This is a genomic window from Paenibacillus konkukensis, from assembly GCF_023523925.1.
Lineage (GTDB): Bacteria > Bacillota > Bacilli > Paenibacillales > NBRC-103111 > Paenibacillus_S > Paenibacillus_S doosanensis.
The window spans coordinates 1,247,640-1,269,150 of record NZ_CP027059.1 but is presented as its reverse complement, the minus strand read 5'-3'; the positions used below and the strand labels follow the sequence as shown (position 1 = coordinate 1,269,150).

General features: G+C 52.5%; 28 protein-coding genes and 1 tRNA gene. All 29 read left to right on the top strand.

The annotated features are described in order from the left end of the window. Positions 1-33: 33 nt before the first annotated feature. The 29 genes from SK3146_RS05540 (at position 34) to SK3146_RS05400 (ending at position 21,446) form a co-directional block, all read left to right on the top strand. Complete coding sequence (locus SK3146_RS05540) at positions 34-246, top strand: hypothetical protein (RefSeq protein ID WP_249864142.1); 213 nt, start codon at positions 34-36, stop codon at positions 244-246. A 150-nt stretch (positions 247-396) separates the two neighbouring features. Next, a complete protein-coding gene (gene cmk / locus SK3146_RS05535; RefSeq protein WP_249864141.1) occupies positions 397-1,077 on the top strand; it encodes a (d)CMP kinase in 681 nt (226 codons plus the stop codon). A 1-nt stretch (position 1,078) separates the two neighbouring features. Continuing rightward, positions 1,079-1,663: a lysophospholipid acyltransferase family protein gene (locus tag SK3146_RS05530; RefSeq protein ID WP_249864140.1), complete on the top strand. Its 585-nt coding sequence runs from the start codon at positions 1,079-1,081 to the stop codon at positions 1,661-1,663. A gap of 123 nt (positions 1,664-1,786) precedes the next feature. Continuing rightward, entirely contained in the window at positions 1,787-3,025 is a 1,239-nt protein-coding gene (gene rpsA / locus SK3146_RS05525; RefSeq protein ID WP_249864139.1) for a 30S ribosomal protein S1, read from the top strand. Between the two features lie 24 nt (positions 3,026-3,049). Then, positions 3,050-4,135, top strand: coding sequence for a type 2 isopentenyl-diphosphate Delta-isomerase (gene fni / locus SK3146_RS05520; protein ID WP_249864138.1), 1,086 nt, complete (start codon positions 3,050-3,052; stop codon positions 4,133-4,135). Between the two features lie 80 nt (positions 4,136-4,215). Next, positions 4,216-4,854 (top strand): hypothetical protein, encoded by a 639-nt coding sequence (locus SK3146_RS05515; RefSeq protein ID WP_249864137.1) that lies wholly within the window; start codon positions 4,216-4,218, stop codon positions 4,852-4,854. 15 nt (positions 4,855-4,869) lie between these two features. Continuing rightward, positions 4,870-5,772: a YIEGIA family protein gene (locus SK3146_RS05510; RefSeq protein WP_249864136.1), complete on the top strand. Its 903-nt coding sequence runs from the start codon at positions 4,870-4,872 to the stop codon at positions 5,770-5,772. Positions 5,773-5,785: 13 nt separating this feature from the next. Beyond that, the gene (locus SK3146_RS05505) at positions 5,786-5,977 is read left to right on the top strand and encodes a capping complex subunit for YIEGIA (protein ID WP_249864135.1); all 192 of its coding nucleotides are present in this window, start codon (positions 5,786-5,788) and stop codon (positions 5,975-5,977) included. A gap of 107 nt (positions 5,978-6,084) precedes the next feature. Further along, positions 6,085-7,407 (top strand): ribosome biogenesis GTPase Der, encoded by a 1,323-nt coding sequence (gene der, locus SK3146_RS05500; protein WP_249864134.1) that lies wholly within the window; start codon positions 6,085-6,087, stop codon positions 7,405-7,407. Positions 7,408-7,420: 13 nt separating this feature from the next. Continuing rightward, a complete protein-coding gene (gene plsY, locus SK3146_RS05495; protein WP_249864133.1) occupies positions 7,421-8,014 on the top strand; it encodes a glycerol-3-phosphate 1-O-acyltransferase PlsY in 594 nt (197 codons plus the stop codon). A gap of 17 nt (positions 8,015-8,031) precedes the next feature. After that, positions 8,032-9,075 (top strand): NAD(P)H-dependent glycerol-3-phosphate dehydrogenase, encoded by a 1,044-nt coding sequence (locus SK3146_RS05490; protein WP_249864132.1) that lies wholly within the window; start codon positions 8,032-8,034, stop codon positions 9,073-9,075. Between the two features lie 69 nt (positions 9,076-9,144). Beyond that, on the top strand, positions 9,145-9,444 hold the full coding sequence (locus SK3146_RS05485; RefSeq protein ID WP_249864131.1) for a stage VI sporulation protein F: 300 nt from the start codon (positions 9,145-9,147) through the stop codon (positions 9,442-9,444). A 120-nt stretch (positions 9,445-9,564) separates the two neighbouring features. Next, positions 9,565-9,744: a DUF2768 family protein gene (locus SK3146_RS05480; RefSeq protein ID WP_249864130.1), complete on the top strand. Its 180-nt coding sequence runs from the start codon at positions 9,565-9,567 to the stop codon at positions 9,742-9,744. A gap of 75 nt (positions 9,745-9,819) precedes the next feature. Further along, the gene (locus SK3146_RS05475) at positions 9,820-10,113 is read left to right on the top strand and encodes a 2Fe-2S iron-sulfur cluster-binding protein (RefSeq protein ID WP_249864129.1); all 294 of its coding nucleotides are present in this window, start codon (positions 9,820-9,822) and stop codon (positions 10,111-10,113) included. 21 nt (positions 10,114-10,134) lie between these two features. Beyond that, a complete protein-coding gene (locus SK3146_RS05470; RefSeq protein ID WP_249864128.1) occupies positions 10,135-10,722 on the top strand; it encodes a nucleotidyltransferase domain-containing protein in 588 nt (195 codons plus the stop codon). Positions 10,723-10,748: 26 nt separating this feature from the next. After that, complete coding sequence (locus SK3146_RS05465; protein ID WP_249864127.1) at positions 10,749-11,078, top strand: 2Fe-2S iron-sulfur cluster-binding protein; 330 nt, start codon at positions 10,749-10,751, stop codon at positions 11,076-11,078. 3 nt (positions 11,079-11,081) lie between these two features. Next, positions 11,082-11,819 (top strand): hypothetical protein, encoded by a 738-nt coding sequence (locus tag SK3146_RS05460; RefSeq protein WP_249864126.1) that lies wholly within the window; start codon positions 11,082-11,084, stop codon positions 11,817-11,819. Positions 11,820-12,136: 317 nt separating this feature from the next. Next, positions 12,137-13,615, top strand: coding sequence for a stage IV sporulation protein A (gene spoIVA, locus SK3146_RS05455; RefSeq protein ID WP_249864125.1), 1,479 nt, complete (start codon positions 12,137-12,139; stop codon positions 13,613-13,615). Positions 13,616-13,954: 339 nt separating this feature from the next. Then, a complete protein-coding gene (locus SK3146_RS05450; protein WP_249864124.1) occupies positions 13,955-14,227 on the top strand; it encodes an HU family DNA-binding protein in 273 nt (90 codons plus the stop codon). Between the two features lie 155 nt (positions 14,228-14,382). Continuing rightward, a tRNA-Pro gene (locus SK3146_RS05445) sits at positions 14,383-14,459 on the top strand. A 75-nt stretch (positions 14,460-14,534) separates the two neighbouring features. Continuing rightward, positions 14,535-15,461 carry a phosphatase PAP2 family protein gene (locus SK3146_RS05440; protein ID WP_249864123.1) on the top strand — a complete coding sequence of 309 codons (927 nt, stop codon included), beginning with the start codon at positions 14,535-14,537 and terminating at the stop codon, positions 15,459-15,461. Positions 15,462-15,571: 110 nt separating this feature from the next. After that, complete coding sequence (mtrB, locus tag SK3146_RS05435; RefSeq protein WP_249864122.1) at positions 15,572-15,802, top strand: trp RNA-binding attenuation protein MtrB; 231 nt, start codon at positions 15,572-15,574, stop codon at positions 15,800-15,802. A 113-nt stretch (positions 15,803-15,915) separates the two neighbouring features. After that, complete coding sequence (locus SK3146_RS05430; protein WP_249864121.1) at positions 15,916-16,437, top strand: hypothetical protein; 522 nt, start codon at positions 15,916-15,918, stop codon at positions 16,435-16,437. Between the two features lie 89 nt (positions 16,438-16,526). Then, on the top strand, positions 16,527-17,390 hold the full coding sequence (locus SK3146_RS05425; RefSeq protein WP_249864120.1) for a heptaprenyl diphosphate synthase component 1: 864 nt from the start codon (positions 16,527-16,529) through the stop codon (positions 17,388-17,390). Between the two features lie 11 nt (positions 17,391-17,401). Continuing rightward, on the top strand, positions 17,402-18,127 hold the full coding sequence (locus SK3146_RS05420) for a demethylmenaquinone methyltransferase (protein ID WP_249864119.1): 726 nt from the start codon (positions 17,402-17,404) through the stop codon (positions 18,125-18,127). Positions 18,128-18,174: 47 nt separating this feature from the next. Then, positions 18,175-19,023, top strand: a complete 849-nt coding sequence (locus tag SK3146_RS05415) for a UbiA-like polyprenyltransferase (protein WP_434006858.1) — start codon at positions 18,175-18,177, stop codon at positions 19,021-19,023. Then, a complete protein-coding gene (locus tag SK3146_RS05410) occupies positions 19,020-19,652 on the top strand; it encodes a UbiX family flavin prenyltransferase (RefSeq protein ID WP_249864118.1) in 633 nt (210 codons plus the stop codon). The genes SK3146_RS05415 and SK3146_RS05410 overlap by 4 nt, the downstream gene beginning before the upstream one ends. Further along, positions 19,615-20,457, top strand: a complete 843-nt coding sequence (locus SK3146_RS05405; protein ID WP_249864117.1) for a menaquinone biosynthetic enzyme MqnA/MqnD family protein — start codon at positions 19,615-19,617, stop codon at positions 20,455-20,457. Before SK3146_RS05410 ends, SK3146_RS05405 begins: the two co-directional genes overlap by 38 nt. A gap of 14 nt (positions 20,458-20,471) precedes the next feature. After that, complete coding sequence (locus SK3146_RS05400; RefSeq protein WP_249864116.1) at positions 20,472-21,446, top strand: polyprenyl synthetase family protein; 975 nt, start codon at positions 20,472-20,474, stop codon at positions 21,444-21,446. Positions 21,447-21,511 lie beyond the last annotated feature (65 nt).

The following is a 21,511-nucleotide window of genomic DNA, read 5'->3' as shown; positions in this document are numbered from 1 at the left end:
CACCAAAAGAATGCGTTCTACGGAGTGGTAGCCATGAAACGAAACGAAAAGCCTAATGCTTCGGATAGGTACGAAGACCTATTTCTTATTTTTTCTTCCATTATTGAAATGTGGGCCAAACGAATACTCATTTTGCTGCTTTGTTTGCTGGTCGCATCGCAATTATTGCTGCAGGTGCCGTTTCTTCGCTATTATATGGTGAAGGTGGAGCAGTTGGAAGGAATCCCTTTTTCGCGTTCATCATGATAAGATTCGACGCTTTCGTGACGAAACGGCGTGAAGAGTTTTTTGCAATCCTTCTCTCACCTATGGTATAATTTTCTTTGGTCACAGGCAGGGCCTGTTTCGTTCTTCATTGTCTTCATCGTTTACTTTATTGCTTGGGAGGCCCGCGTTTTGGAAAAGATCAACATAGCTATAGATGGCCCGGCGGGGGCAGGGAAGAGCACGATTGCCCGCCTTGTCGCTAATGAGTTGGGATTTGTTTATGTCGATACCGGGGCCATGTATAGAGCCGTCACTTGGAGCATCCTGCAGCTTCATTTGCAGCCGGATCAGGAAACGGATGTGATAGCGGTCGCCAAACGGCTTGATATTCGTCTTGTGCCGGGGCAGGAAGGGCAGCAGGTGTTTGTCGACGGGCGGGATGTAACGGCGGATATTCGTTCCGCGGCCGTCACCGGCAATGTTTCGCGCGTTTCGCAGATTGCCGAGGTTCGCCGAATTTTGACGGACAAGCAGAAGCTGCTTGCGCAGGACAAGGGCGTCGTGATGGACGGCAGAGATATTGGAAGCCATGTGCTGCCGGATGCGGAATTGAAAATATTTTTGACTGCGAGCGTAAGAACCAGAGCGGAGAGACGTTACAAGGAAGTCCGGGACGACCGCGCGGACGTTACGCTGGAGCAGTTGGAGCGGGAGATCGCTTTGCGGGACCGCATGGACGAAGAGAGGGAAACCTCGCCGCTGGTTCAGGCAGCCGATGCCATCTTGCTGGATACGACGGAGATGAATATTTCTCAAGTGGTGGAACGCATTTTGGAGCTTTGCAGAGCTAAAGTCGGCGGAGGGAAGTAGCATGCTTTACTCGACGCTTCGCGCCATATTTCATTTTATTTTTCGAACCGTATTCCGCTTGAAGGTGATAGGAAAGGAAAACATTCCTGAAGGTGTTCCCGTTATTCTGTGCGCTAATCATACAAGCAATTTCGATCCTCCGTTTCTGGGGAGTCCGCTTGTAGGAAGGCGCGTGCATTATATGGCCAAGGCCGAGCTGTTCGATGTTCCGGTGCTGGGCTGGGTGCTTCCCAGAATCAGCGCATTCCCCGTCAAGCGCGGCGGCGTCAGCAAGGAATCGATCCGTTTGTCGCTGCAGCTGCTGAAGGAGAACAACATCATCGGCATTTTTCCGGAAGGCACGAGAAGCAATGCCGGAGGGATGGGCAAGAAAGGGGCCGCCATGCTGGCGCTGAAATCGGGCGCTACGGTGATTCCCGCCGCCATCGTCGGAGGCTATAAGCCGTTCAAACGGATGAAGCTCGTTTACGGCAAGCCGGTAGATATCAGCGAGTTCGCCGATGCCGGAGGAGAGGGTCTGGAGATGGCGACCGACAAAATCATGACCGTTATTAGAGCTATGGTCAAAGAGCACGAATCGAATTGAGAATATGTGGAATACTTAGAGAAACAATTAACCGCGCATTCTTTTCACGCCGGTAAATTATATAAGACAGCAGCAATTGTAACTACTATTTGTTAGGTTGCTAATCAAGGAGGGCATTGAACCATGTCAGAAGAGACAAACGTAGAGCAAAATGTGCAAGAGGAGCAAAATCAGCAAGAGGTATCCCAAGAGGAATCCATGGCCAATATGTCCGTGCTCAAAAAGGGAGATACCGTGAAAGGCAAAATCATTAAAGTCGACGACGATCAGGCATTCGTTGACGTTGGTTATAAGTACGACGGCGTCATTCCTGTGCGCGAGCTTTCTTCCGTTACTCTCGGTAACGCGGGCGAAGGCGTTCAAGTAGGCCAGGAAGTGGAACTGAAAGTACTGACTATCGACGACAACAAAGAAAAGCTGGTCTTGTCGAAACGCGTTGTGGACAGCGAGAAAGCTTGGGATCAGCTCCAAGCGGACATGGAGAACAAAACGATTATCGAAGCTGCGGTTGCCGAAGTGGTTAAAGGCGGTCTTGTCGTAGATATCGGCTTGAGAGGCTTCGTTCCCGCATCGATGGTAGAGCGTACGTTCGTTGAAGATTTCAGCGACTACAAAGGCCGCACGTTGCGTCTTCGCGTGAAAGAAATGGACCGCGAGAAAAACAAAGTGATCCTTTCTCAGAAAGACGTATTGGACGAAGAGTTCGAGGCCAAGAAGCAAGAAGTATTGGCTCAGCTGTCCGTCGGACAAGAACTGGACGGTACGGTACAACGCTTGACTCCGTTCGGCGCGTTCGTAGATATCGGCGGCATCGACGGTCTGGTGCATATTTCCGAAATGGCTTGGCATCATGTAGAAACTCCTTCCGAGGTTGTTAAAGAAGGCGACCAAGTGAAGGTGCAAATCTTGAAGCTGGATCCTGCTAACGAGCGCATCAGCCTGAGCATCAAAGCGACTCAACCGGGCCCTTGGCAAAAGGTGAACGACAGCTTCAAAATCGGCGATATCGTAACCGGAACCGTGAAGCGTCTTGCTCCGTTCGGCGCATTTGTTGAAGTGGCTCCCGGCGTTGAAGGCTTGGTTCACATTTCCCAAATTGCTCACCGTCACATCGCGACTCCTTTCGAAGTGCTGAAAGAAGGACAAGAAGTGAAAGTGAAAGTACTGGACGTTAACGCCGATGAGAAACGCATCAGCTTGAGCATCAAGGAAACCGAGGAAGCTCCTGCGGCTCCTGCTCCTAAAGCGGACAGACCGGCAAGAAACCAAAAAGAAACGGCCATTGCCGAAGAATATCAAAACCAAGGACTCAACCTTACTTTGGGCGAGAGATTCGGGGATAAATTAAGCAAATTCAAATAAGCAGTGATGAAATGAGGAAACAGGGTGCGGATACCTAGGAAGCTGGAGCATGTACATTATGCTCTACAGCTTGGTCAAAGCGGAAAGCAAGGCTTCTCCGACATCAAGCTGATTCATAATTGTATCCCTGAAGCTTCTACCGAGCTCATCACATTGCAAACTTCGATCGGCGAACTCAATTTGAGCTCGCCGATTATTGTTAATGCGATGACCGGGGGAGCCCAGGAAACGGAAGAGATTAACCGCGATCTGGCGGTTGCCGCCAGAGAGACGGGAATCGCAATGGCCGTCGGTTCCCAAATGTCGGCTTTGAAAAATCCGGAGGTGGCTTCAAGCTACAAAGTGGTGCGGGAGATGAACCCGTCCGGTCTTGTTTTCGGCAATTTGGGAAGCGAGGCGACGGTGGAGCAGGCGCTGCGGGCGGTAGATATGCTGCAAGCCGATGCGCTGCAAATTCATTTGAATGTGATGCAGGAGCTGATCATGCCGGAAGGAGACCGCGATTTTCGCGGTATGCTGGAGCGCATCGCTTCGATCGCCGATAAGGTCGGCGTCCCGGTCATCGTCAAGGAAGTTGGCTTCGGCATGGCCAAAGAAAGCGCGCTCGCTTTGCTCGAGACAGGAGTTGCGGCAATCGACGTCGGAGGCTACGGAGGCACGAACTTCGCGGCTATCGAGAACGCGCGGCGCAAGCAGCCGATGGAGTGGCTGAACGATTGGGGATGCTCGACGGCTGTGGCGCTGCTGGAGTCTGCCGAGGCGCTCAAAGAGAGCCGGCACAACGGGCGGCAGATTGCCTTGATCGGCTCCGGCGGCATCCAAGGCAGCTTGGAGGTTGTTAAAGCGCTGGCGCTCGGTGCGTCGGCGGTAGGCATTGCGGGAGCATTCCTGAGAACGCTGCGAACCGAAGGGGTGGATGCTCTGATCTCCCAGATCGGGCATATGCATCGGGAGCTTAAGCTGGTCATGACGGCGCTTGGCGCCCCGACAGTTGCGCAGCTGTGGAACGCGCCCGTCGTCCTCTCCGGAGAGACGGCTCAGTGGTGCTCGGCCAGAGGGATAAATATCCAAGAATACGCGGGCCGCACAGGATTGATAAAAATTACATAACCTAGACATACTAAGAAACGAGCGGCTGGCCGTACATGCGGGCCATGCTTTTGAATACGCTACGTTCTTAGGTGGTGCGAATGAATCCAGGATACTTGTCCTTATTGCTTATGGTCGTAGCGCTGATTTTATTCGCAAGCGGCTGGAAAGACATTATTGTAAGAGGTATAACTTCAAAGGTCATACTTCTTTTTTTTGTTTGCTGGCTTGTCGCATCCCAATTGACTGTCCCCGCAGCCGGCGGCCGCGTCAATCTGTGCGTAGCGGTGCTGCTGGTTTTTGCCGCTTATACGTTGTGGACCATGCGCGGCTTCGTCTATCGTCTGCACATGCTTTCCGTAGGAGCCCTCCTCGGCTCGCTCTGCTTCTTCATGCAGGAGACGATTCATCTGATCCCCGCTTTATTTCTTGGAGGCACCGAGGTGTCCATCGCTTTGATCATCGGGCTGCTGGCCAGCGTCTTGATTCAGATCCCGTCCGTTCAATTGGCCGCTCTCTCCATCGGTTTACTGCTGGCCGAACTGTATCGGGGCTATCTGCATCAAGATTATGCGGGACTGCAGATCGGGTATCAGTCGTTCCAAGACCGCTGGTGGCTGACCGTCTTCATGAGCAGAAGCTTGTCGCTGATTACCGGCTTCGGGCTGCTGGCCTGTAAAAAAAGCGTCAATTGGATGACTGAAGGTATAAAGCGCAGAGGCGGCGGCGATAGTGAGTAAAAAGGGGGACACGGAATGTGGCAGTGGATTGCAGAGCAAAAATATACGGTAGGGATCATTATGGGGGTCATATTCGGTCTGCTGGCGAGATTGAGCATGCTGCAGACGGATTACCGGCAATACCCGACTTATCCTCACGGGAAAATTATTCACATTGCGCTTGGCGTTATCGCCGCAGGACTCGGCTCTGTGGCGGTGCCGTCGCTGCTGGATAAAAACTATACCGCGATCACCTTTTTGACCGTGGCGGCCCAGCAATTCCGCGATGTCCGCAATATGGAACGGCAAACGTTGTCGAAAATCGACAGCATGGAGCTTGTGCCGCGGGGGGCGACTTATATCGAAGGGATCGCCATGGTGTTCGAAGGCAGAAACTATATGGTCATATTCACCGCGTTCGTCGCCGCGCTGTTCAGCATCGTTTTTGCATGGTATTGGGGCATTGTCGCCGGCATTGCCGCCATTTTGTTTACGAACCGGTTCAAGAGCGGCAAAAGCATTTCGCATATCGCCGACGTACAGAAGGGAGAAGTGCGCGTCGACGGACCGAATCTGTTCGTGGACGATATTTACATCATGAACCTCGGCTTGGAGGATACCCGGCAAAAAATAGCCGAACACGGAATCGGGCTCGTTGTCGTTCCCAAAAATCAGAACAGCCGGGTGACGATTGCCAATCTCGGGCAGCGCCAGGCTTTGCTTCACGACATATCGACGATACTCGGCGTCTACCGGGATGACGGGGAGCCGGCGCTGGTTCCTCTCGCCAAGCTGGATATTAATGACGGGAGATTGGCCGTTTTCCTGCTGCCGCAGATCAAAGACGCGGAAAAAGCGCGGCAAATTCTGTTGAACTCCCCGGTGCTGGAGAGCGCCGTTAGGCTGCCGTCGGAAGCGGATGTAACTGCAGAAGGTTAGGGAGGAATGCGCTATGGGCAAAATTATGGCGGTGGTCACGGCCGATAAGCAGCAGGTTGCAGGCGGAGCCCCGATTTTTTTCGTCAAGGATGCGGACGAGCTGCAAAAGGTGGCGTTCAAGCTGGAAAAAATTTTGGACGCCACCACTCACGATCTGGAGAACGGGACGCTGATTCTCGTGGATCATAAAAGTTCATCCTCATAATGGCAAGTCATAGATTCCATTGCTTTCAAGGAAAGCAAATGCTATGATGTAGATTGTGAAATTTTTCATGTTGCTTAACTGCGCAGCTAGGAAGGGAATGAAGTCAAGTGGCAAGACCCATAGTGGCCATAGTCGGCCGTCCGAATGTCGGTAAATCTACTATTTTCAACCGCGTTATCGGAGACAGGCTTGCGATTGTAGAAGATATGCCGGGGGTAACCCGTGACCGGCTATATGGAGTCGGAGAATGGCTGGATCGCGAATTCAGCGTTATAGATACCGGCGGTATTGAAATCGACGGGGACAATGAGATGTTGAAATCGATCCGCGTGCAAGCGGAATTGGCGATTGAGGAAGCGGATGTCATTATTTTCATGGTCGATGCGAAGGCCGGAGTGACGCCGTCCGATAACGAGGTGGCCGAGATTTTGTTCCGTGCGAAGAAACCGGTCGTTCTCGCTGTCAATAAGGTCGACAATATAAAGCGGCAAGACGATATTTACGAATTTTACAGCCTCGGCTTCGGCACCCCGTACGGTATCTCGGGCTCTCACGGCACGGGAATCGGCGATTTGCTGGACGAAGTCATCCATCACTTCCCGGATACGCATGACGAAGAGTACGGGGAAGAAGTGATCCGCGTAGCATTGATCGGCCGCCCGAATGTCGGCAAATCGTCGCTGACCAACGCAATTTTGGGTGAAGACCGGGTTATCGTCAGCGATGTGGCCGGGACGACGCGGGACGCAATCGATACGCCGTTTGAGCGGGACGGGCAAAAATACGTTATCATCGACACCGCCGGGATGAGAAAACGCGGCAAAGTGTACGAGAATACGGAGAAGTACAGCGTCATGCGCGCGCTGAAAGCGATTGAACGCGCCGATGTCGTTCTTGTGCTGATCAACGGCGAGGAAGGGATTATCGAGCAGGACAAACATATTGCCGGATACGCTCACGAAGCGGGCAAGGCGGCGATTTTCGTCGTGAACAAATGGGATGTCGTCGACAAGGACGATAAGACGATGCAGCAATTTACGCAAAAAATCCGCGATCATTTCCTGTTTATGACCTATGCGCCTATCGTGTTTCTGTCCGCCAAGACGAAGCAGCGCATCCACAAGCTTCTTCCGGTCGTCGATCAGGTGGCCGAGCAGCATGCTTTGCGTATTCAGACGCATCTATTGAACGACGTCATCTCCGATGCGGTAGCGATTAATCCGCCTCCGACCGATAAAGGCAGAAGGCTGAGAATCAATTACGCGACTCAGGTTTCGGTCAAACCTCCGACCTTCGTCTTCTTCGTGAACGATCCTGAATTAATGCATTTCTCGTATGAACGCTATTTGGAGAACAAAGTCCGGGCCGCATTCGGCTTCGAAGGAACCCCGCTAAGATTGTTCACGCGTAAAAAATCGGACGACGAATAGGGAGAGATCAGCGGTGCTTTTCGTTATTTCAATCATAATTGCTTATTTGCTGGGATCTATCAGTTTCAGTTATTTGGCGGGCAAGCTGCTCAAAGGGATCGATATCCGCGAGCACGGCAGCGGCAATGCGGGAGCTACGAACACGCTGCGGATTCTCGGGGTAGGACCCGCGGTGACGGTGCTTATCCTCGACGCGCTGAAGGGCGTAGCGGGCGTGCTGATCGGGCGCTGGCTGGGCGGCGGCGACGTTCTGATCGAAGCGCTGTGCGGGCTGGCCGCCATCTCCGGTCATAATTGGCCGATTTATTTCGGATTCAGAGGCGGCAAGGGGATAGCCACTACGATCGGCGTTATGATTACCGTAGCTCCTATGGCCGTCGTCTACGCCGGCATCGTATGTATCTTGGCGATCGTACTCACCCGTTACGTTTCTCTCGGTTCTCTTCTGTTTACAGCCCTCTTACCATTATTTATCTGGTTCATGCAGGGACCGAAAGAAATTTTTTGGCTGAGCCTGTTTGTGTTTGTCTTCGCATGGTTCCGCCACCGCGGCAATATCGTCAAATTGGTTAAAGGTCAGGAAAGTAAAATCGGTTCCAAAAAATAATTCGGAGGTGTTGACTCATGCCTGGCAAAGTATCCGTCTTGGTTGCGGGAAGCTGGGGCACGGCGATTGCTTCTGTTTTGGCGGAGAACGATTCCGACGTATGGTTGTGGTCCAGAAATGAGCGGCAGGTGGCGGAGATTAACGCAGAGCACCGCAATCACCGGTTTCTCGACGATGTAGAGCTTTCGCCGCGGATTCGCGCCACGACCTCGATGGAGGAAGCGCTGCGCGGGGCAAAAGGCGTCTTCGTGGTGGCTCCTTCGTCCGCGATGCGGGAGGTAGCCAAGCAAATGCGGCCGTATCTCTCCAAGGAGACGATCCTGGTGCATGCGACGAAAGGTTTTGAAGCGGATACCTTGAAAAGAATGTCTACCGTGCTCGCCGACGAGCTTCCGGAATACGATGCTTCGCGCATCGTCGTGCTGTCGGGTCCGAGCCATGCGGAGGAAGTCATCAAGCAGTGTCCGACAACGGTCGTCGTCGCCTCCGAACATGCTGAAGCGGCAGAAGAGGCGCAGGATCTGCTGATCAATTCGAGCTTTCGCGTGTATACCAACCCCGATGTCGTCGGCGTGGAAGTAGGCGGAGCGCTCAAAAATATCATTGCGCTCGGTGCGGGCCTCACCGACGGGCTCGGCTACGGAGATAACGCCAAGGCGGCGCTGCTGACGAGAGGGCTTGCGGAAATAAGCAGACTGGGCACCGCGATGGGCGGCAATCCGCTCACCTTTGCCGGTCTGGCCGGAATCGGCGATCTCGTCGTCACTTGCACCAGCAAGCATAGCCGTAATTGGCGGGCGGGCTACCTGATCGCGCAGGGGCATCCTCTCGATGACGTGCTCAAGCAGATGGGGATGGTCGTCGAAGGCGTCAAAACGACGCAAGCGGCTTACAAGCTGTCGCGTCAATACGATGTGACGATGCCGATTGCCGACGAGCTGTACGAGGTGCTGTTCAACGGGAAAACGGCGGCGGCGGCGGTAGAGGATTTGATGGGGCGCGGACGCACCCATGAGCTTGAGGAAGTAGCCAAGCCTGTGCAAACAAAATGGTTCGGGTAGTTATGCGCCTACACGGTTCATGACCGCGGTTCATACAATACCTTAGGTTCATAACCCCTTTAGAGGGCTATGAGGTTAAGGAGGGACAGGACAGTGGCCGACAAACATACGCCAAAAGACATTTTGAATGCCGTAAAAAAGAAAACCGGAAAAAATGTGAGCGAAAAAGATATTTATAAGCTGGCGAGCGGCGTTAAGCCTTCCACGATGCAAAGCGAAGCGCAGCTGCGGCAGTTGATCAAGCAAGTATCCGGTCTGGTGAACGTACCGGTGTCCGAATCGACCATCAATGAGATCATACAATCGGTGAAGGGCAGCAAGAACGGCAACACGATGGAGCAGCTTATGAAGCTGATTTCAAAAAAATAACAGTTTCGTGGCATAAGCGTCCTTCGGGCGCGCTTATGCTTTTTTTATGTTATAATAGCAAAGAATATTTTGGGTGTTTTCGATCATACATAATAATTCATTCGATAGGGGTCGTAGTTCATGTCTTCGATGGATAAAATGTGGGCGTCGTTTATCGCAATCGGGTTGATGGTGTTCGCATCTTTGATCATTTCTTTTGCCAGAACGAGAACGAAGGGCGTTCTTCGGGCAGTATTGTCGATCATCGCTTTTTTAATGTTTATTCCGATTTTGCTGTACATGCTGGTTTCATTGCTTTAGACCGGCGAGACCGGCGGCCGCCGCAAAGATCGCCCCGTAAGAGGCTTTTCATACGTATTGGAGGGTATAACATCTATGATTACGTTGATTGGACGCAAGGTCCGCAAGGAAGTAGAGAGAGAAGGCGGATTGACGATTCTGGATCTCGCCATGAAGCATGGCGTCGATTGGTCGTTCTCTTGCACCCGGGGCACCTGTGCCAGATGCAGATGCTTGATTAAAGAAGGAAACGGGCTGCTAAGCGAACCGACGGACGCCGAGCTGGACAGGCTGGAGCCGGAAGAGATCGAAGCCGGATTTCGTCTTGGCTGCCAAGCTGTCGTCAAACAGGACGGGCCTGTGACGGTGCAGTATAAGCCTTATTTTTAAAGGTAAGAAAAGGGGATTGTCGTGGAAGGTATAGACAAGCTGGGGGATGCGCTGAAGATGCTGCTTGCCGATTTGAGCCGGGTGAAGGAGCCTTGGCTGATCGGAGGCAGCTGCGGTTTGCTAATGCAGGGAGTCTCTATCGCGAAGGCGCCCAGAGACCTGGATATGTATGCCGACCGGGCCGGAGCGGCGGCCATCCATAGCGCTTTGCTGGCCTATTCGATCGATGAGCAGAAGGAGGACCGTTCCTCCGTGTACTATTCCGTCTTGAGTCATTACCGCCTGTCCGGCATTACGCTGGAGCTGGTCGGAGATTTCGAGGTGACGGCGCATGAGAGCGTGTACCGCGTGGAGACGGACTATTTATACAAGGAGCTGGCGGCGTCGTACCCGCTCGCAGACAGCGCAGGGCGTCAGCTTAAGCTGATGCCGCTGGAGCATGAGCTGATCTTCAATCTGCTCAGGGACCGGCCTGACCGGTATGAAGCCATCGCCCGGGTGATGGCGAGCCGATACGGCGGATGGACGAAAGCGCTGGATCAGCTCGTGGCGCGCAATCGGCTCAGCGATGCGCTCGTCTCCCGTTTGCAGCGTCTGCTGCAAGGATAACTCGGAAGGAAAAGGAGAACGGTCAGATGGCTCGCGTAACGTTTTTGCCGGACGGCAAATCGGTTGAAGTGCGCCCGGGAACGACTCTGCTCGATGCGTCCCGCCGGGCGAGGGTTACGATCCGCACCCGCTGCGGGGGAAAAGCCGCCTGTCTGATGTGCAAAGTGACGGCGGGCGATCAAGGATTGGCCGCCGCCAATCAGAACGAACGTTTAAAGCTCGGCGGTCTGCTGGAGGAGGGATTCCGGCTTGCTTGCCAAGCCAAAGTGACGGGCGATTGCCTCATTACTTTGCCCGAGGACCCGCTGAAAGCGGCCGTAAGAAAGCAGCTGGAGCGGCAGCAGGAGGAAGAATAACCGATGAAATGGAAGCTACGGAAAGCATGGGCGCCGATTTGGATGCTGACGGCGTTCATATTGCTCTCGGGCTGTATGTATCCGAAGGAGCAGCTCAAACAAAATCAGGTCGCATCCGGCGAATATGTCTTCGTCGTACAAAATGCGGTCGATCAGTTTCATACTAAAACCGGCGTGCTGCCTATCAAAAACAGCGATCAAATGACGCCGCTTTACGAGAAATACCCGATCGATTTCAAAAAGCTCAAGGAACGCGGACTGATCTCGAATATCCCGGCCAACGCTTTTGAAAACGGCGGTACGGCCATCTATGTGCTTGTCGATGCGGAAACCGAGCCTACGGTCAAAATGATGGATTTGACATCGTTCCAGCTGACGGTAGAGCTGCAAAAGCAGGTGGATGAGTACAAGTCGAAAAATAACGGAAAGCTGCCTCTGGGCGAAGCCGTGGCTCCGTCGTATTTTCGGATCGATTTTGCCCAAATGAACAAAAAGCCGATACAGGCAAGCAGCATGTACACGCGACAGGTGATGCTGCCCTTCCTGATCGATGAAACGGGACGGGTATCTATCGATTATTCGGAGGAAATTATGCGCCTTATTGACAAAAAATCGCTTCAAAGCAGCTTGAAGCCAAATCAGGACTTAAGAGAGCTGCTCGTGCAGGAATCCTACTATGTTCCGGCGCGCACAGGTCCCTATCATTGGCTGAACGGACAGCCGACGCCGGTTCTCGAATAATCCGGCGCAGCCGAGCCTCTATTAACCTTTACAAGGGAGATAGAGGCTTTTTGCCGTTTCCGCCGAGCCGGCCCGCCTTCCGCGAGTCCCTGTAAGGGGACTTTTTTCGTTTGTCCAAGAATATCAGGCGGCAACCGTTCATATATTCACAAAGAGATGAAGCCGCGGTAGGTTGCCGTTGTCAAACAAGGAGTGATTTGAAAATAAAATATATGATTTCGAATCATCATATTTTGTTAGCTAGTACATATATTTTTACTAGTCCAAAAAGCATGTGTACGAGTTTCGTCTTAAACAACCTGTAGGAGGGATTCTCATTGGAAAAAGTGGATATCTTTAAGGACATTGCAGAGCGTACTGGCGGGGATATTTACCTGGGGGTCGTTGGAGCGGTCCGTACGGGGAAATCAACGTTTATCAAGCGCTTTATGGAATCGATCGTGCTGCCCAACATTCAAAACGAGGCCGATCGTATCCGTGCTACGGATGAATTGCCGCAAAGCGCAGCGGGCCGGACCATTATGACGACGGAGCCGAAATTCGTACCGAACAATGCAGTGCAGCTGCATGTTGCTGAAGGACTGAATGTCAATGTTCGTCTCGTGGACTGCGTCGGCTACGTAGTCGAGGGGGCGAAAGGGTATGAGGACGAGAACGGCCCGCGGATGATCAATACCCCTTGGTTCGACGAAGCGATCCCGTTCCAGGAGGCAGCCGAGATCGGAACGCGCAAAGTGATTCAGGAGCATGCGACGCTCGGCGTCGTCATTACGACCGACGGCTCCATCGCCGAAATTCCGCGCTCTTCCTATGTCGATGCGGAAGCGAGGATTATTTCCGAGCTGAAGGAAGTCGGCAAACCGTTCATCGTGATCGTCAACTCCACCAAGCCTAACGGCGAAATCGCCCAGGAGCTTCGCGGCGAGCTGCAAGCGAGTCACGACGTTCCCGTAGTGGCCATGAGCGTAGCGAATATGAATGAAGACGATATGATTTCCGTGCTCCGCGAAGTGCTCTACGAATTCCCCGTTCACGAAGTTAACGTCAACCTGCCAAGCTGGGTTATGGTGCTGGAGGAAAACCACTGGCTTCGTTCCCACTTTGAAAATTCCGTCCGCGAGACGGTGCAGGATATCCGCAGACTTCGCGATGTGGACCGTGTGGTCAGCCACTTCGAGGAATACGAATTTATCGATAAAGCGGCGCTGGCCGGCATGAATATGGGGCAAGGCGTGGCCGAGATCGATCTGTACGCTCCCGACGAGCTGTACGATCGCATCTTGATGGAAGTCGTCGGGGTCGAAATCCGCGGCAAGGATCATCTCCTGCAGCTGATGCAGGAATTCAGCCACGCCAAGCGCGAGTACGACCATTTTGCCGAAGCGCTTGAAATGGTCAAAACGACCGGCTACGGCATTGCGCCGCCGACGCTCGCCGAGATGGCTTTGGATGAGCCGGAGCTGATCCGGCAAGGCTCGCGCTTCGGGGTGCGCCTGAAGGCGACGGCGCCGTCGATTCATATGATCCGCGTCGATGTCGAATCCGAGTTTTCGCCGATCATCGGCACGGAGAAACAGAGCGAGGAGCTGGTGCGCTATCTGATGCAGGATTTCGAGGACAATCCGCTCAAAATATGGGAATCCGATATTTTCGGCAGATCGCTGCATTCCATCGTGCGCGAAGGCATTCAAGGCAAGCTGGCTATGATGCCCGACAACGCCCGGTACAAATTGCAGGAGACGCTCGGGCGCATCATCAACGAAGGCTCCGGCGGCCTGATCGCAATCATTTTGTAATAAATTTCACCAAATACAGGAGAAAATGCACTCTTGCGGGTGCATTTTTTCGTTTTGACTTGAAAAAGTGTTTGCCGTGTATTACTATAGTCTTGATTTACCGCATAGGAATAGCAAAGTTTGGTAATCCGGACGAACTTCCGCTGCGATAAAGATAGCCGCTCTTTTGGGGCTGGAAAGCTGCCGGTAAAGGCTTCTCTCAAGGTTTTAGCGGGCTTGCATGTATATTTTTGAACTTTTCGGTTAACAAAGGAAGTAACAGGAAAAATCGTCAATACGGCGTACTTCTCTTTTGCTAAGAACCGTCTTGAAATTAAGTTTTGGGGGGAGGTGAATGGCATGAATAAATCTGAATTGATTAACAAGGTGGCAGAAACCAGCGAGCTTTCCAAGAAGGATGCTACTAAAGCGGTTGAGGCTGTTTTTGAAGCGATCTCCGAAGCTCTGCAAAGCGGGGATAAAGTGCAACTGGTAGGATTCGGAAATTTCGAAGTTCGTGAACGTTCCGCTCGTAAAGGACGCAATCCGCAAACGGGTGAAGAAATCGAAATTCCATCCAGCAAAATCCCGGCTTTCAAACCGGGTAAAGCTCTGAGAGACGGAATCCAATAATCAAGCGTAAGTACATAAGTCTTACGGCTATTTCGATAGCATAACACCCGAATCGTAAAGGTTCGGGTGTTTATATTTCTAGCCCAAAAAATCTTCATCAATACTTTACAAATCGGGCCTAGCCATCTTATAATAATACTTGTTTACATGACAATCGGGGTATGGCGCAGCCTGGTAGCGCGCACCCTTGGGGTGGGTGAGGTCGCACGTTCGAATCGTGTTACTCCGACCATGAAAAAGACATCGTAAAATCGGTGTCTTTTTGTTTTGAATAGCCGCGGTTAGATGAATGAGGGGGCTTACTAGAGTGAGAGAGAAAGCAAGAATGTGGCTTGCGTCCAACGACTGGACCATGTACGGCATCATTGTTTCGATTTTCCTGGTTTGGAGGATCGGCGTCGTGGGCAACTGGAGCACGGCCTGCTGGGTGCTGCTGATGATTTGCTTATTGGGAGTCCGCAAAGATCAAACCGATGTCGATTGGAAACGTTTTTTTATTTTCGGCCTGCCGCTGCTGGGCGTATTTTATTATTTCTACGGCTCGGGCAACGGGCTGTGGTGGAAGATCGCCAACTGGATGTTCGAAAACAATCGCCATCCGTGGACTTGGGACAGCATGATGAACAGCATCCCCTTCAACGACGGCGCATGGACCCGAATCATCGCCCGCCCTCGCTTGGACAACTGGATGGTGTGGGTATATAACTACGGCTTCGTTCTGTCGCTGTGGGTTTGTATCGTGCGCAGCTTCTGGACCAAAAGCGTCAAGAAGATGATGTCTTACGCTTTGTCCGGGCATTTGCTGCAGTTCCCGCTCATACTGCCGTTTTACAATTTGATTTTGCTGCGCGAAGTTTGGTGGGTCAAAGGACAGCCCGACCTGCTGGGACGCCAGTTTGCGACGGAGAACGATCTGCTCGTCAATGTCATGAACTGCTTCCCGAGCATGCATACGTCGATCTCCTTTGCGATGCTGCTTTTGGCTTTGCGCGAAAAGGATCGGATTTTTAAATACATGATGGTCGCATACTGCTCGGCGATTATTTTCTCGACGCTGTATTTGCAAATTCACTGGGTGCTTGACGTGATCGCCGGAATGGCGTTCGCTTACTTGATCGTGAAGCTGGCCGATCTGTTGATCGGCGTGGCGACCCGGTTGCTGCCGCAGCGCTTCAAAGGCTTCTACAGCAAAAAGAAAGACAATGCATACGCAACAGACACCATGGCTGCCTGACGGGCGGCTTTTCTTTTGTCGCCAGCGATATGCCGCCGGCAATAGTTGACAACGGGACTGTTTTTCTGCATCATACAAGTAAAGACGTTGGACAGGAAGGGAAGATTGCCATGGAAGCTGGTAACGTGAATCAAGGGGATTACTTCATCATAAAGGCCAAAGAGAACGGCGTTCAGGTCATCGGACTCACCCGCGGGCAAGATACGAAATTTCATCACACCGAGAAGCTGGACAAAGGCGAAGTGATGATCGCTCAGTTTACGGCGCACACGTCGGCTGTCAAAATCCGCGGCAAAGCGGTCGTGATGACAAAGCACGGGGTTCTGGATACGGAGGAATAATTTTTCAAATTTCGCAGGCATAGCCTGCTTTTTTTCGTTGTACAATGATAGAAGAGGGATTTCGGCCAAGCATTCACACACGACGCAGATGAAGTGAAGGAGGATTTTGTCCGATGAAATGGTTTTCCCGTCTTCTCATCACCATTGTACTTTCCGTAGGTCTTGTTCTGGGATTGTCCATTTTGCCTGAGCTGGAAAGCAAGTGGAATATCCCGGCGTTTCATACCGTTAAAGCGCAGCCGGTTTCCGATAACAATATCGTCGACGTGATGAGCAAGGTGCAGCTGCATCTGCGCATAAGCCATGTCGAGCTGACCCATGCGATCGTATCGGTCGACCTGTTTGCTTCCCCTTCTTCGGAGAAGGCGGAGATCATACAGGATATGTACGAGTTATCCCGTTACTTCTTCAGCGGCACGACCAATATCAATCAGGTGCTGATTCGCGTTCTCGACGGCTCGAAAGAAGGCGGCACGTCGCTTTTGCTGGCTACGGATGCGCGAAGGGAAAAGTGGCTTCCTGGGGAAATCACGCCCAGAACGCAGAGCGCAGAGGAGATGGAGCAATATTTGCAATCGCATTTCCGCGTGACGTATACGGCAAAATGGCAGCAGCGATTCGACGCAAAAAGTTAAGACAAGTATTGTGCGAGTCTCTGCGGATTGTGCTATAATAATTTAGATTGTGATATCAGCGATTCTTTGGATTGGTTCGGAGGCACATTATGAATTCTTATCGGATCCCCGAAATGGCCCGAAAATATATGGATTACGACATGATCCGGCAGCATACCGACTTGCCGGTATTTCCTGAATTTCGGACACATTTGTTGTATGCGTTCTTAAGCAGACACAGCTCGTTATCAGGCTACAGCGAATTGTTCAGTCTGGTCACTTCTTTGGTCCAAATCGGGATGGACACGCATGATTTGGTCAGCATCACCAATAACGCGAAGGAAACGAAAGCGGCAAGGTCGAGGCAGCTCAAGGTGTTGGCCGGAGACTACTTTAGCAGCCGTTTTTATTATTTGCTTTCCCATGCGGGACAGATCGAGCTGATAGGGATCTTGTCGAACGCCATCTGCGAAGTCAACCGCAAGAAGATGAATTTGTATCAAAAGATGAGACAGCTGAACTTGACGGCCGACGATTACATCAAGCTGTCGGTCGAAATCCGCGCGCAGCTGTATTTGGCTTTCGCCTGTTTGATGGAGGAGTCTCTGCGGCATGCGTGGCCGGAGGTGCTGGGGCTGTTCACGCGGTGCGAAGTGCTGCTGCTGGAGATCGGCCGCTCGGAATCGGCACAGCAGTACCGGGACAGCTGGGGATACTGGCATATCCTGCATCAAGCTTCCAAAGAAGAGGGCAAGCATGTTCAAGCCGAAGATCCGGACTACGCCAAGCTGCGGTCCATCTGGCTTAAATATAAAATTACGCCGCAGCTGTACCAAATGCTGGATTCATGCATGAAACAGCTGCAGGATAAGCTGCAGACGCTGGAATCGAAGGAATTGGCTAAGGAGCTGCAATTGATTGGAGAGCCTTTTGCGCGTTACCTCTCGACACCTAAAGCGCTGGAAGAAATTTGAGGTGAAAATTCGTGCAATCCAAAGCGAAGTCAAAAGAAGAATTCGTTCATTCCGTCTTCGAGAGCATCGCGCCGAAATACGATCTGATGAACGATATTCTCAGCTTCCGCAGGCATAAAGCCTGGAGAAAATTTACGATGAGCAAAATGGCTGTCAAGCCGGGCAGTACGGCGATCGATCTATGCTGCGGAACCTGCGACTGGACGATCAGCACGGCGCGGGCGAGCGGCAGCGGTCAAGTGATCGGTCTCGACTTCAGTCAAAATATGCTTGATTACGGAGCCGTGAAAGTGCGGGAAGCGGGGCTCGAATCGCAGATCAAGCTCACTCAAGGCAACGCGATGAGCTTGCCGTTCGAGGATAATACGTTCGACTATGCGACGATCGGCTTTGCGCTTCGCAATGTGCCGGATCTGGTGAAGGTCATCGAGGAAATGCAGAGAGTCGTCAAGCCTGGAGGCATGGTCGTCTCTTTGGAGCTGTCTAAGCCGACTTGGCAGCCGTTCAAGGGGCTTTATTATTTTTATTTTCAAAATATTTTACCTATGCTCGGCAAGTTGATTGCCAAACGATATGAGCAGTACAAATGGCTGCCGGAATCATTAATTCATTTTCCTGATCATAAGCAGTTGGCTGACATTTTCAGAAAAACGGGACTGACCCAAGTTCAAGCTTTTCCGCTTACCGGAGGCATCGCGGCTCTTCATATCGGCATCAAGAGTAAGGGAGCGCAATAAGAAATGGGAGTGGAAAACGAATGTTGTTGAAAAAAGCAAAAGTGTTTATGGAAATGATTAAAATCGAGCATACGCTGTTTGCTCTGCCTTTTGCGTTTATGGGAGCATTGCTCGGTTCGGTCGTTATTTTTCAAAAACTGCCGGGTTGGGGACAAATCGGCTGGATCATTCTGGCTATGGTAGGCGCAAGAAGCGCCGCTATGGGGCTGAACCGGGTTATCGACAAGGTGTTTGACGCCAAAAATCCGCGGACGGCCGCCAGGGCCATTCCGGCAGGTCTGATTTCTTCCAAGGAAGCCATTTTGTTTATTGTGATTTCATTCACATTACTGTTTTGGGCTACGGCCAATTTAAGCTCGCTATCGATGAAGCTGCTTCCTATAGCTATTTTCTTACTGGTCTTCTATTCTTATACCAAACGCTTCACATGGGCGTGCCATTTGTTTCTCGGCTTTACGATCGCGCTGGCTCCTCTCGGCAGCTGGGTGGCGATCACGAACAACGTGACGTTGAGCGCTTTGATCTTCTACGTAGCGATCGCTTTCTGGGTTGCAGGCTTTGATATTATTTACGCATGCCAGGACGAAGAGTTTGACCGCGAGGAAGGCTTGCATTCGATCCCGCAACGATTCGGCGTCGCCAAGGCGCTGCGGATCGCCCGCTGGTTCCATGTCATCACGGCGTTAGGGCTGCTCACGCTGTTCTATTTGACCGATCTCAGCTGGGTTTATTTGACCGGCCTCATTCTCGCCAACGCGCTGCTATTCTACGAGCATAAGATTGTGACGCCGAAAAATTTGAGCAGGCTGAACACCGCTTTCTTTACGCTCAACAGCGTCATTAGCGTGGCGATGTTCGTGTTCACCCTGGTCGATCTGGTGGTGTTCCGCGGATGACAAGGCCCTGGGTCGTAGGAATTACCGGGGCTAGCGGAGCCGTTTACGGCGTACGCCTCTGCCGGTTCCTGCTCGCCCGCGGATTAAACATCCATCTCTTGATCACCGACGCCGGCTGGCGGGTGCTCAAAGAGGAGCTCGGCTGGGACGCTGCCCGCAGGAAGGAAATGCTGGAGAAGCATTTCGGCGGATACTCCGGCGGCTATGTGTACAACCCGATTCAGGACATCGGGGCCAGCACGGCCAGCGGCTCCTTCCGGACCAGCGGAATGGTCATCATTCCGTGCTCGATGGGGACGTTGTCCGGCATCGCTCACGGCGCCTCGGACAATCTGCTTGAACGAACGGCGGACGTGATGCTGAAGGAAGGCCGGCCGCTGATTATCGTGCCGCGGGAAACGCCGCTGCACGCGATTCACTTGGAGAATATGCTGAAGCTGGCCCGCATGGGAGTCAGAATCATTCCGGCTATGCCGGCATTTTATCAAGGGCCGCAGTCGATGGACGATATGGTCGATTTTATGGTCGGCAAAGTGCTGGACAGCATGGATGTGGAGCATGAATTGTATAAAAGATGGGGGACGACGGAGGATGAGACGAAGCCAGGCGATCCGCATCGGCCGGATTGATTTTACGAATGTCTGGCCTTTCTTTTATTATTTCCCTTATGAACGCTTTCAAGGGGAAGTGGAATTGGTTACTCAGGTCCCTACCCAATTAAATGCCGCGATGGCCGCAGGCGAGATCGACATCGGTCCCATTTCGTCTTTCGCTTACGGCGAGCATTGCGAGCAGTACGTGCTGCTGCCGGATATGTCCGTCAGCGCTTTTCGTCAGGTTCAGTCCATCCTGCTGTTTCACCGGAAGCCGCTGAGCGAGCTGTCGGGAGCTTCGATCGCTTTGCCCACGACGTCGGCAACCTCCGTCAATCTGCTTAAAATTATTTTGCAGCGGTTTTATGGGGTTGACCCGGTTTATCATGATGCGGCCCCCGTGCTGAACGACATGATGCGCACGGCCGATGCGGCTCTATTGATCGGCGACCATGCAATCCGGGAAAGCTGGCTTCCGCACGGCTGGCACGTGACCGATCTTGCCGAGGAATGGACGCGCCGAACGGGACAGTGGATGTCGTTTGCCGTATGTGCTGTCCGCAAGCAGGCGGCGGAGCGACATCCGGAGCTGATCGCCCGCGTCTACGAAGGCTTCATGGAAAGCAAACGCAAATCGCTTGGCGATATGACGGCTCTCGTGCAGGAAGCGCAGCGGCAGATCGGCGGAGACGCCGCTTATTGGCAGCGGTATTTCTCGACGTTAACGTACGAGTTCGGTCCGGATCAGCAAGCGGGGTTACAGCTGTATTACCGCTATGCATGGGAGCTCGGCTTGCTCGATAAACAAGTGCCGATTCAATTGTGGAACGACAAATACTGAACACAGGTGACGGAATGAAACTGATTGAGCTGTACGCAAAAATGAAAAAGGATATTTCGTACATAGAGAAAGAGCTGGAACGAAGTATCGACACCGATCACGCCATGCTGCGCGAGACGTCGGTACATTTGCTAAAGGCAGGTGGCAAAAGAATCCGGCCTATTTTTGTTCTGCTCGGTGCGAAATTCGGCACCTACGATTTGACCCGTGTCAAGCATGTAGCGGTGTCTCTGGAATTAATACATATGGCTTCGCTTGTTCACGACGACGTGATTGACGATGCGGAAACCCGCCGCGGCCAACTGACCGTCCGCTCCAAATGGGATAACCGGGTTGCCATGTTCACGGGCGATTATATTTTTGCCAAAGCGCTTCACGTAGCGACCGGCCTGGGCAATCCCGCGATACACCAAACGTTGTCCAAGGCGATACTGGAGATGAGCATCGGCGAGATGGAGCAAATCCGCCTCTTCTTCAACGCAGAGCAGACGTTGCGCGACTACTTGCTTAGAATCCGCCGGAAGACGGCGCTGCTGATCGCAATAAGCTGCCAGCTCGGGGCTATTGCGGCCGATGCGGACGAATGGGTATCGAACCGGTTGTATTCGTTCGGCTATAACGTGGGAATGGCCTTTCAGATAAGGGACGATCTGCTCGATCTGTGCGGTACGGAGAAGGAGATCGGCAAGCCTCCGGGCAGCGATATCCGGCAGGGCAATATCACGATCCCGGTCATTTACGCGCTGCGGGAGCCCGGGCTGCGCGTGCCGCTCATGCAGGAGCTGCGGAAAATTCAGGAGGCCGACGGCCAAATCGACGTCAGCCGGTTTATCGGGCTGATCCGCGGCAGTCAAGGCATCAGGCAGGCGGAAGAGCTGGCCAACCGCTATATCGACAAAGCGATTGCCGTTCTGCACAGCTTGCCGGACATACAGGCCAAGAAAGATTTGATCGGCGTAGCCCATTTTATCGGCAATCGTTCTTATTAAAACGTTAAAACGGTTTATCATCATGCGGTTTATGTGATATATTGGGAAGAAAAGGGGGAATTGAG

Bases quoted from the DNA above. Each gene is read 5' to 3' on its own strand.
- SK3146_RS05490 (WP_249864132.1), top strand. From the start codon at position 8,032: ATGCCTGGCAAAGTATCCGTCTTGGTTGCGGGAAGCTGGGGCACGGCG.
- SK3146_RS05425 (WP_249864120.1), top strand. From the start codon at position 16,527: ATGAATTCTTATCGGATCCCCGAAATGGCCCGAAAATATATGGATTAC.
- mtrB (WP_249864122.1), top strand. From the start codon at position 15,572: ATGGAAGCTGGTAACGTGAATCAAGGGGATTACTTCATCATAAAGGCC.
- SK3146_RS05405 (WP_249864117.1), top strand. From the start codon at position 19,615: ATGAGACGAAGCCAGGCGATCCGCATCGGCCGGATTGATTTTACGAAT.
- SK3146_RS05415 (WP_434006858.1), top strand. From the start codon at position 18,175: ATGGAAATGATTAAAATCGAGCATACGCTGTTTGCTCTGCCTTTTGCG.
- SK3146_RS05485 (WP_249864131.1), top strand. From the start codon at position 9,145: ATGAGGTTAAGGAGGGACAGGACAGTGGCCGACAAACATACGCCAAAA.
- SK3146_RS05540 (WP_249864142.1), top strand. From the start codon at position 34: ATGAAACGAAACGAAAAGCCTAATGCTTCGGATAGGTACGAAGACCTA.
- SK3146_RS05410 (WP_249864118.1), top strand. From the start codon at position 19,020: ATGACAAGGCCCTGGGTCGTAGGAATTACCGGGGCTAGCGGAGCCGTT.
- rpsA (WP_249864139.1), top strand. From the start codon at position 1,787: ATGTCAGAAGAGACAAACGTAGAGCAAAATGTGCAAGAGGAGCAAAAT.
- SK3146_RS05480 (WP_249864130.1), top strand. From the start codon at position 9,565: ATGTCTTCGATGGATAAAATGTGGGCGTCGTTTATCGCAATCGGGTTG.
- SK3146_RS05460 (WP_249864126.1), top strand. From the start codon at position 11,082: ATGAAATGGAAGCTACGGAAAGCATGGGCGCCGATTTGGATGCTGACG.
- SK3146_RS05510 (WP_249864136.1), top strand. From the start codon at position 4,870: ATGTGGCAGTGGATTGCAGAGCAAAAATATACGGTAGGGATCATTATG.
- SK3146_RS05515 (WP_249864137.1), top strand. From the start codon at position 4,216: ATGAATCCAGGATACTTGTCCTTATTGCTTATGGTCGTAGCGCTGATT.
- SK3146_RS05530 (WP_249864140.1), top strand. From the start codon at position 1,079: ATGCTTTACTCGACGCTTCGCGCCATATTTCATTTTATTTTTCGAACC.
- SK3146_RS05505 (WP_249864135.1), top strand. From the start codon at position 5,786: ATGGGCAAAATTATGGCGGTGGTCACGGCCGATAAGCAGCAGGTTGCA.
- SK3146_RS05400 (WP_249864116.1), top strand. From the start codon at position 20,472: ATGAAACTGATTGAGCTGTACGCAAAAATGAAAAAGGATATTTCGTAC.
- SK3146_RS05450 (WP_249864124.1), top strand. From the start codon at position 13,955: ATGAATAAATCTGAATTGATTAACAAGGTGGCAGAAACCAGCGAGCTT.
- SK3146_RS05475 (WP_249864129.1), top strand. From the start codon at position 9,820: ATGATTACGTTGATTGGACGCAAGGTCCGCAAGGAAGTAGAGAGAGAA.
- SK3146_RS05465 (WP_249864127.1), top strand. From the start codon at position 10,749: ATGGCTCGCGTAACGTTTTTGCCGGACGGCAAATCGGTTGAAGTGCGC.
- SK3146_RS05430 (WP_249864121.1), top strand. From the start codon at position 15,916: ATGAAATGGTTTTCCCGTCTTCTCATCACCATTGTACTTTCCGTAGGT.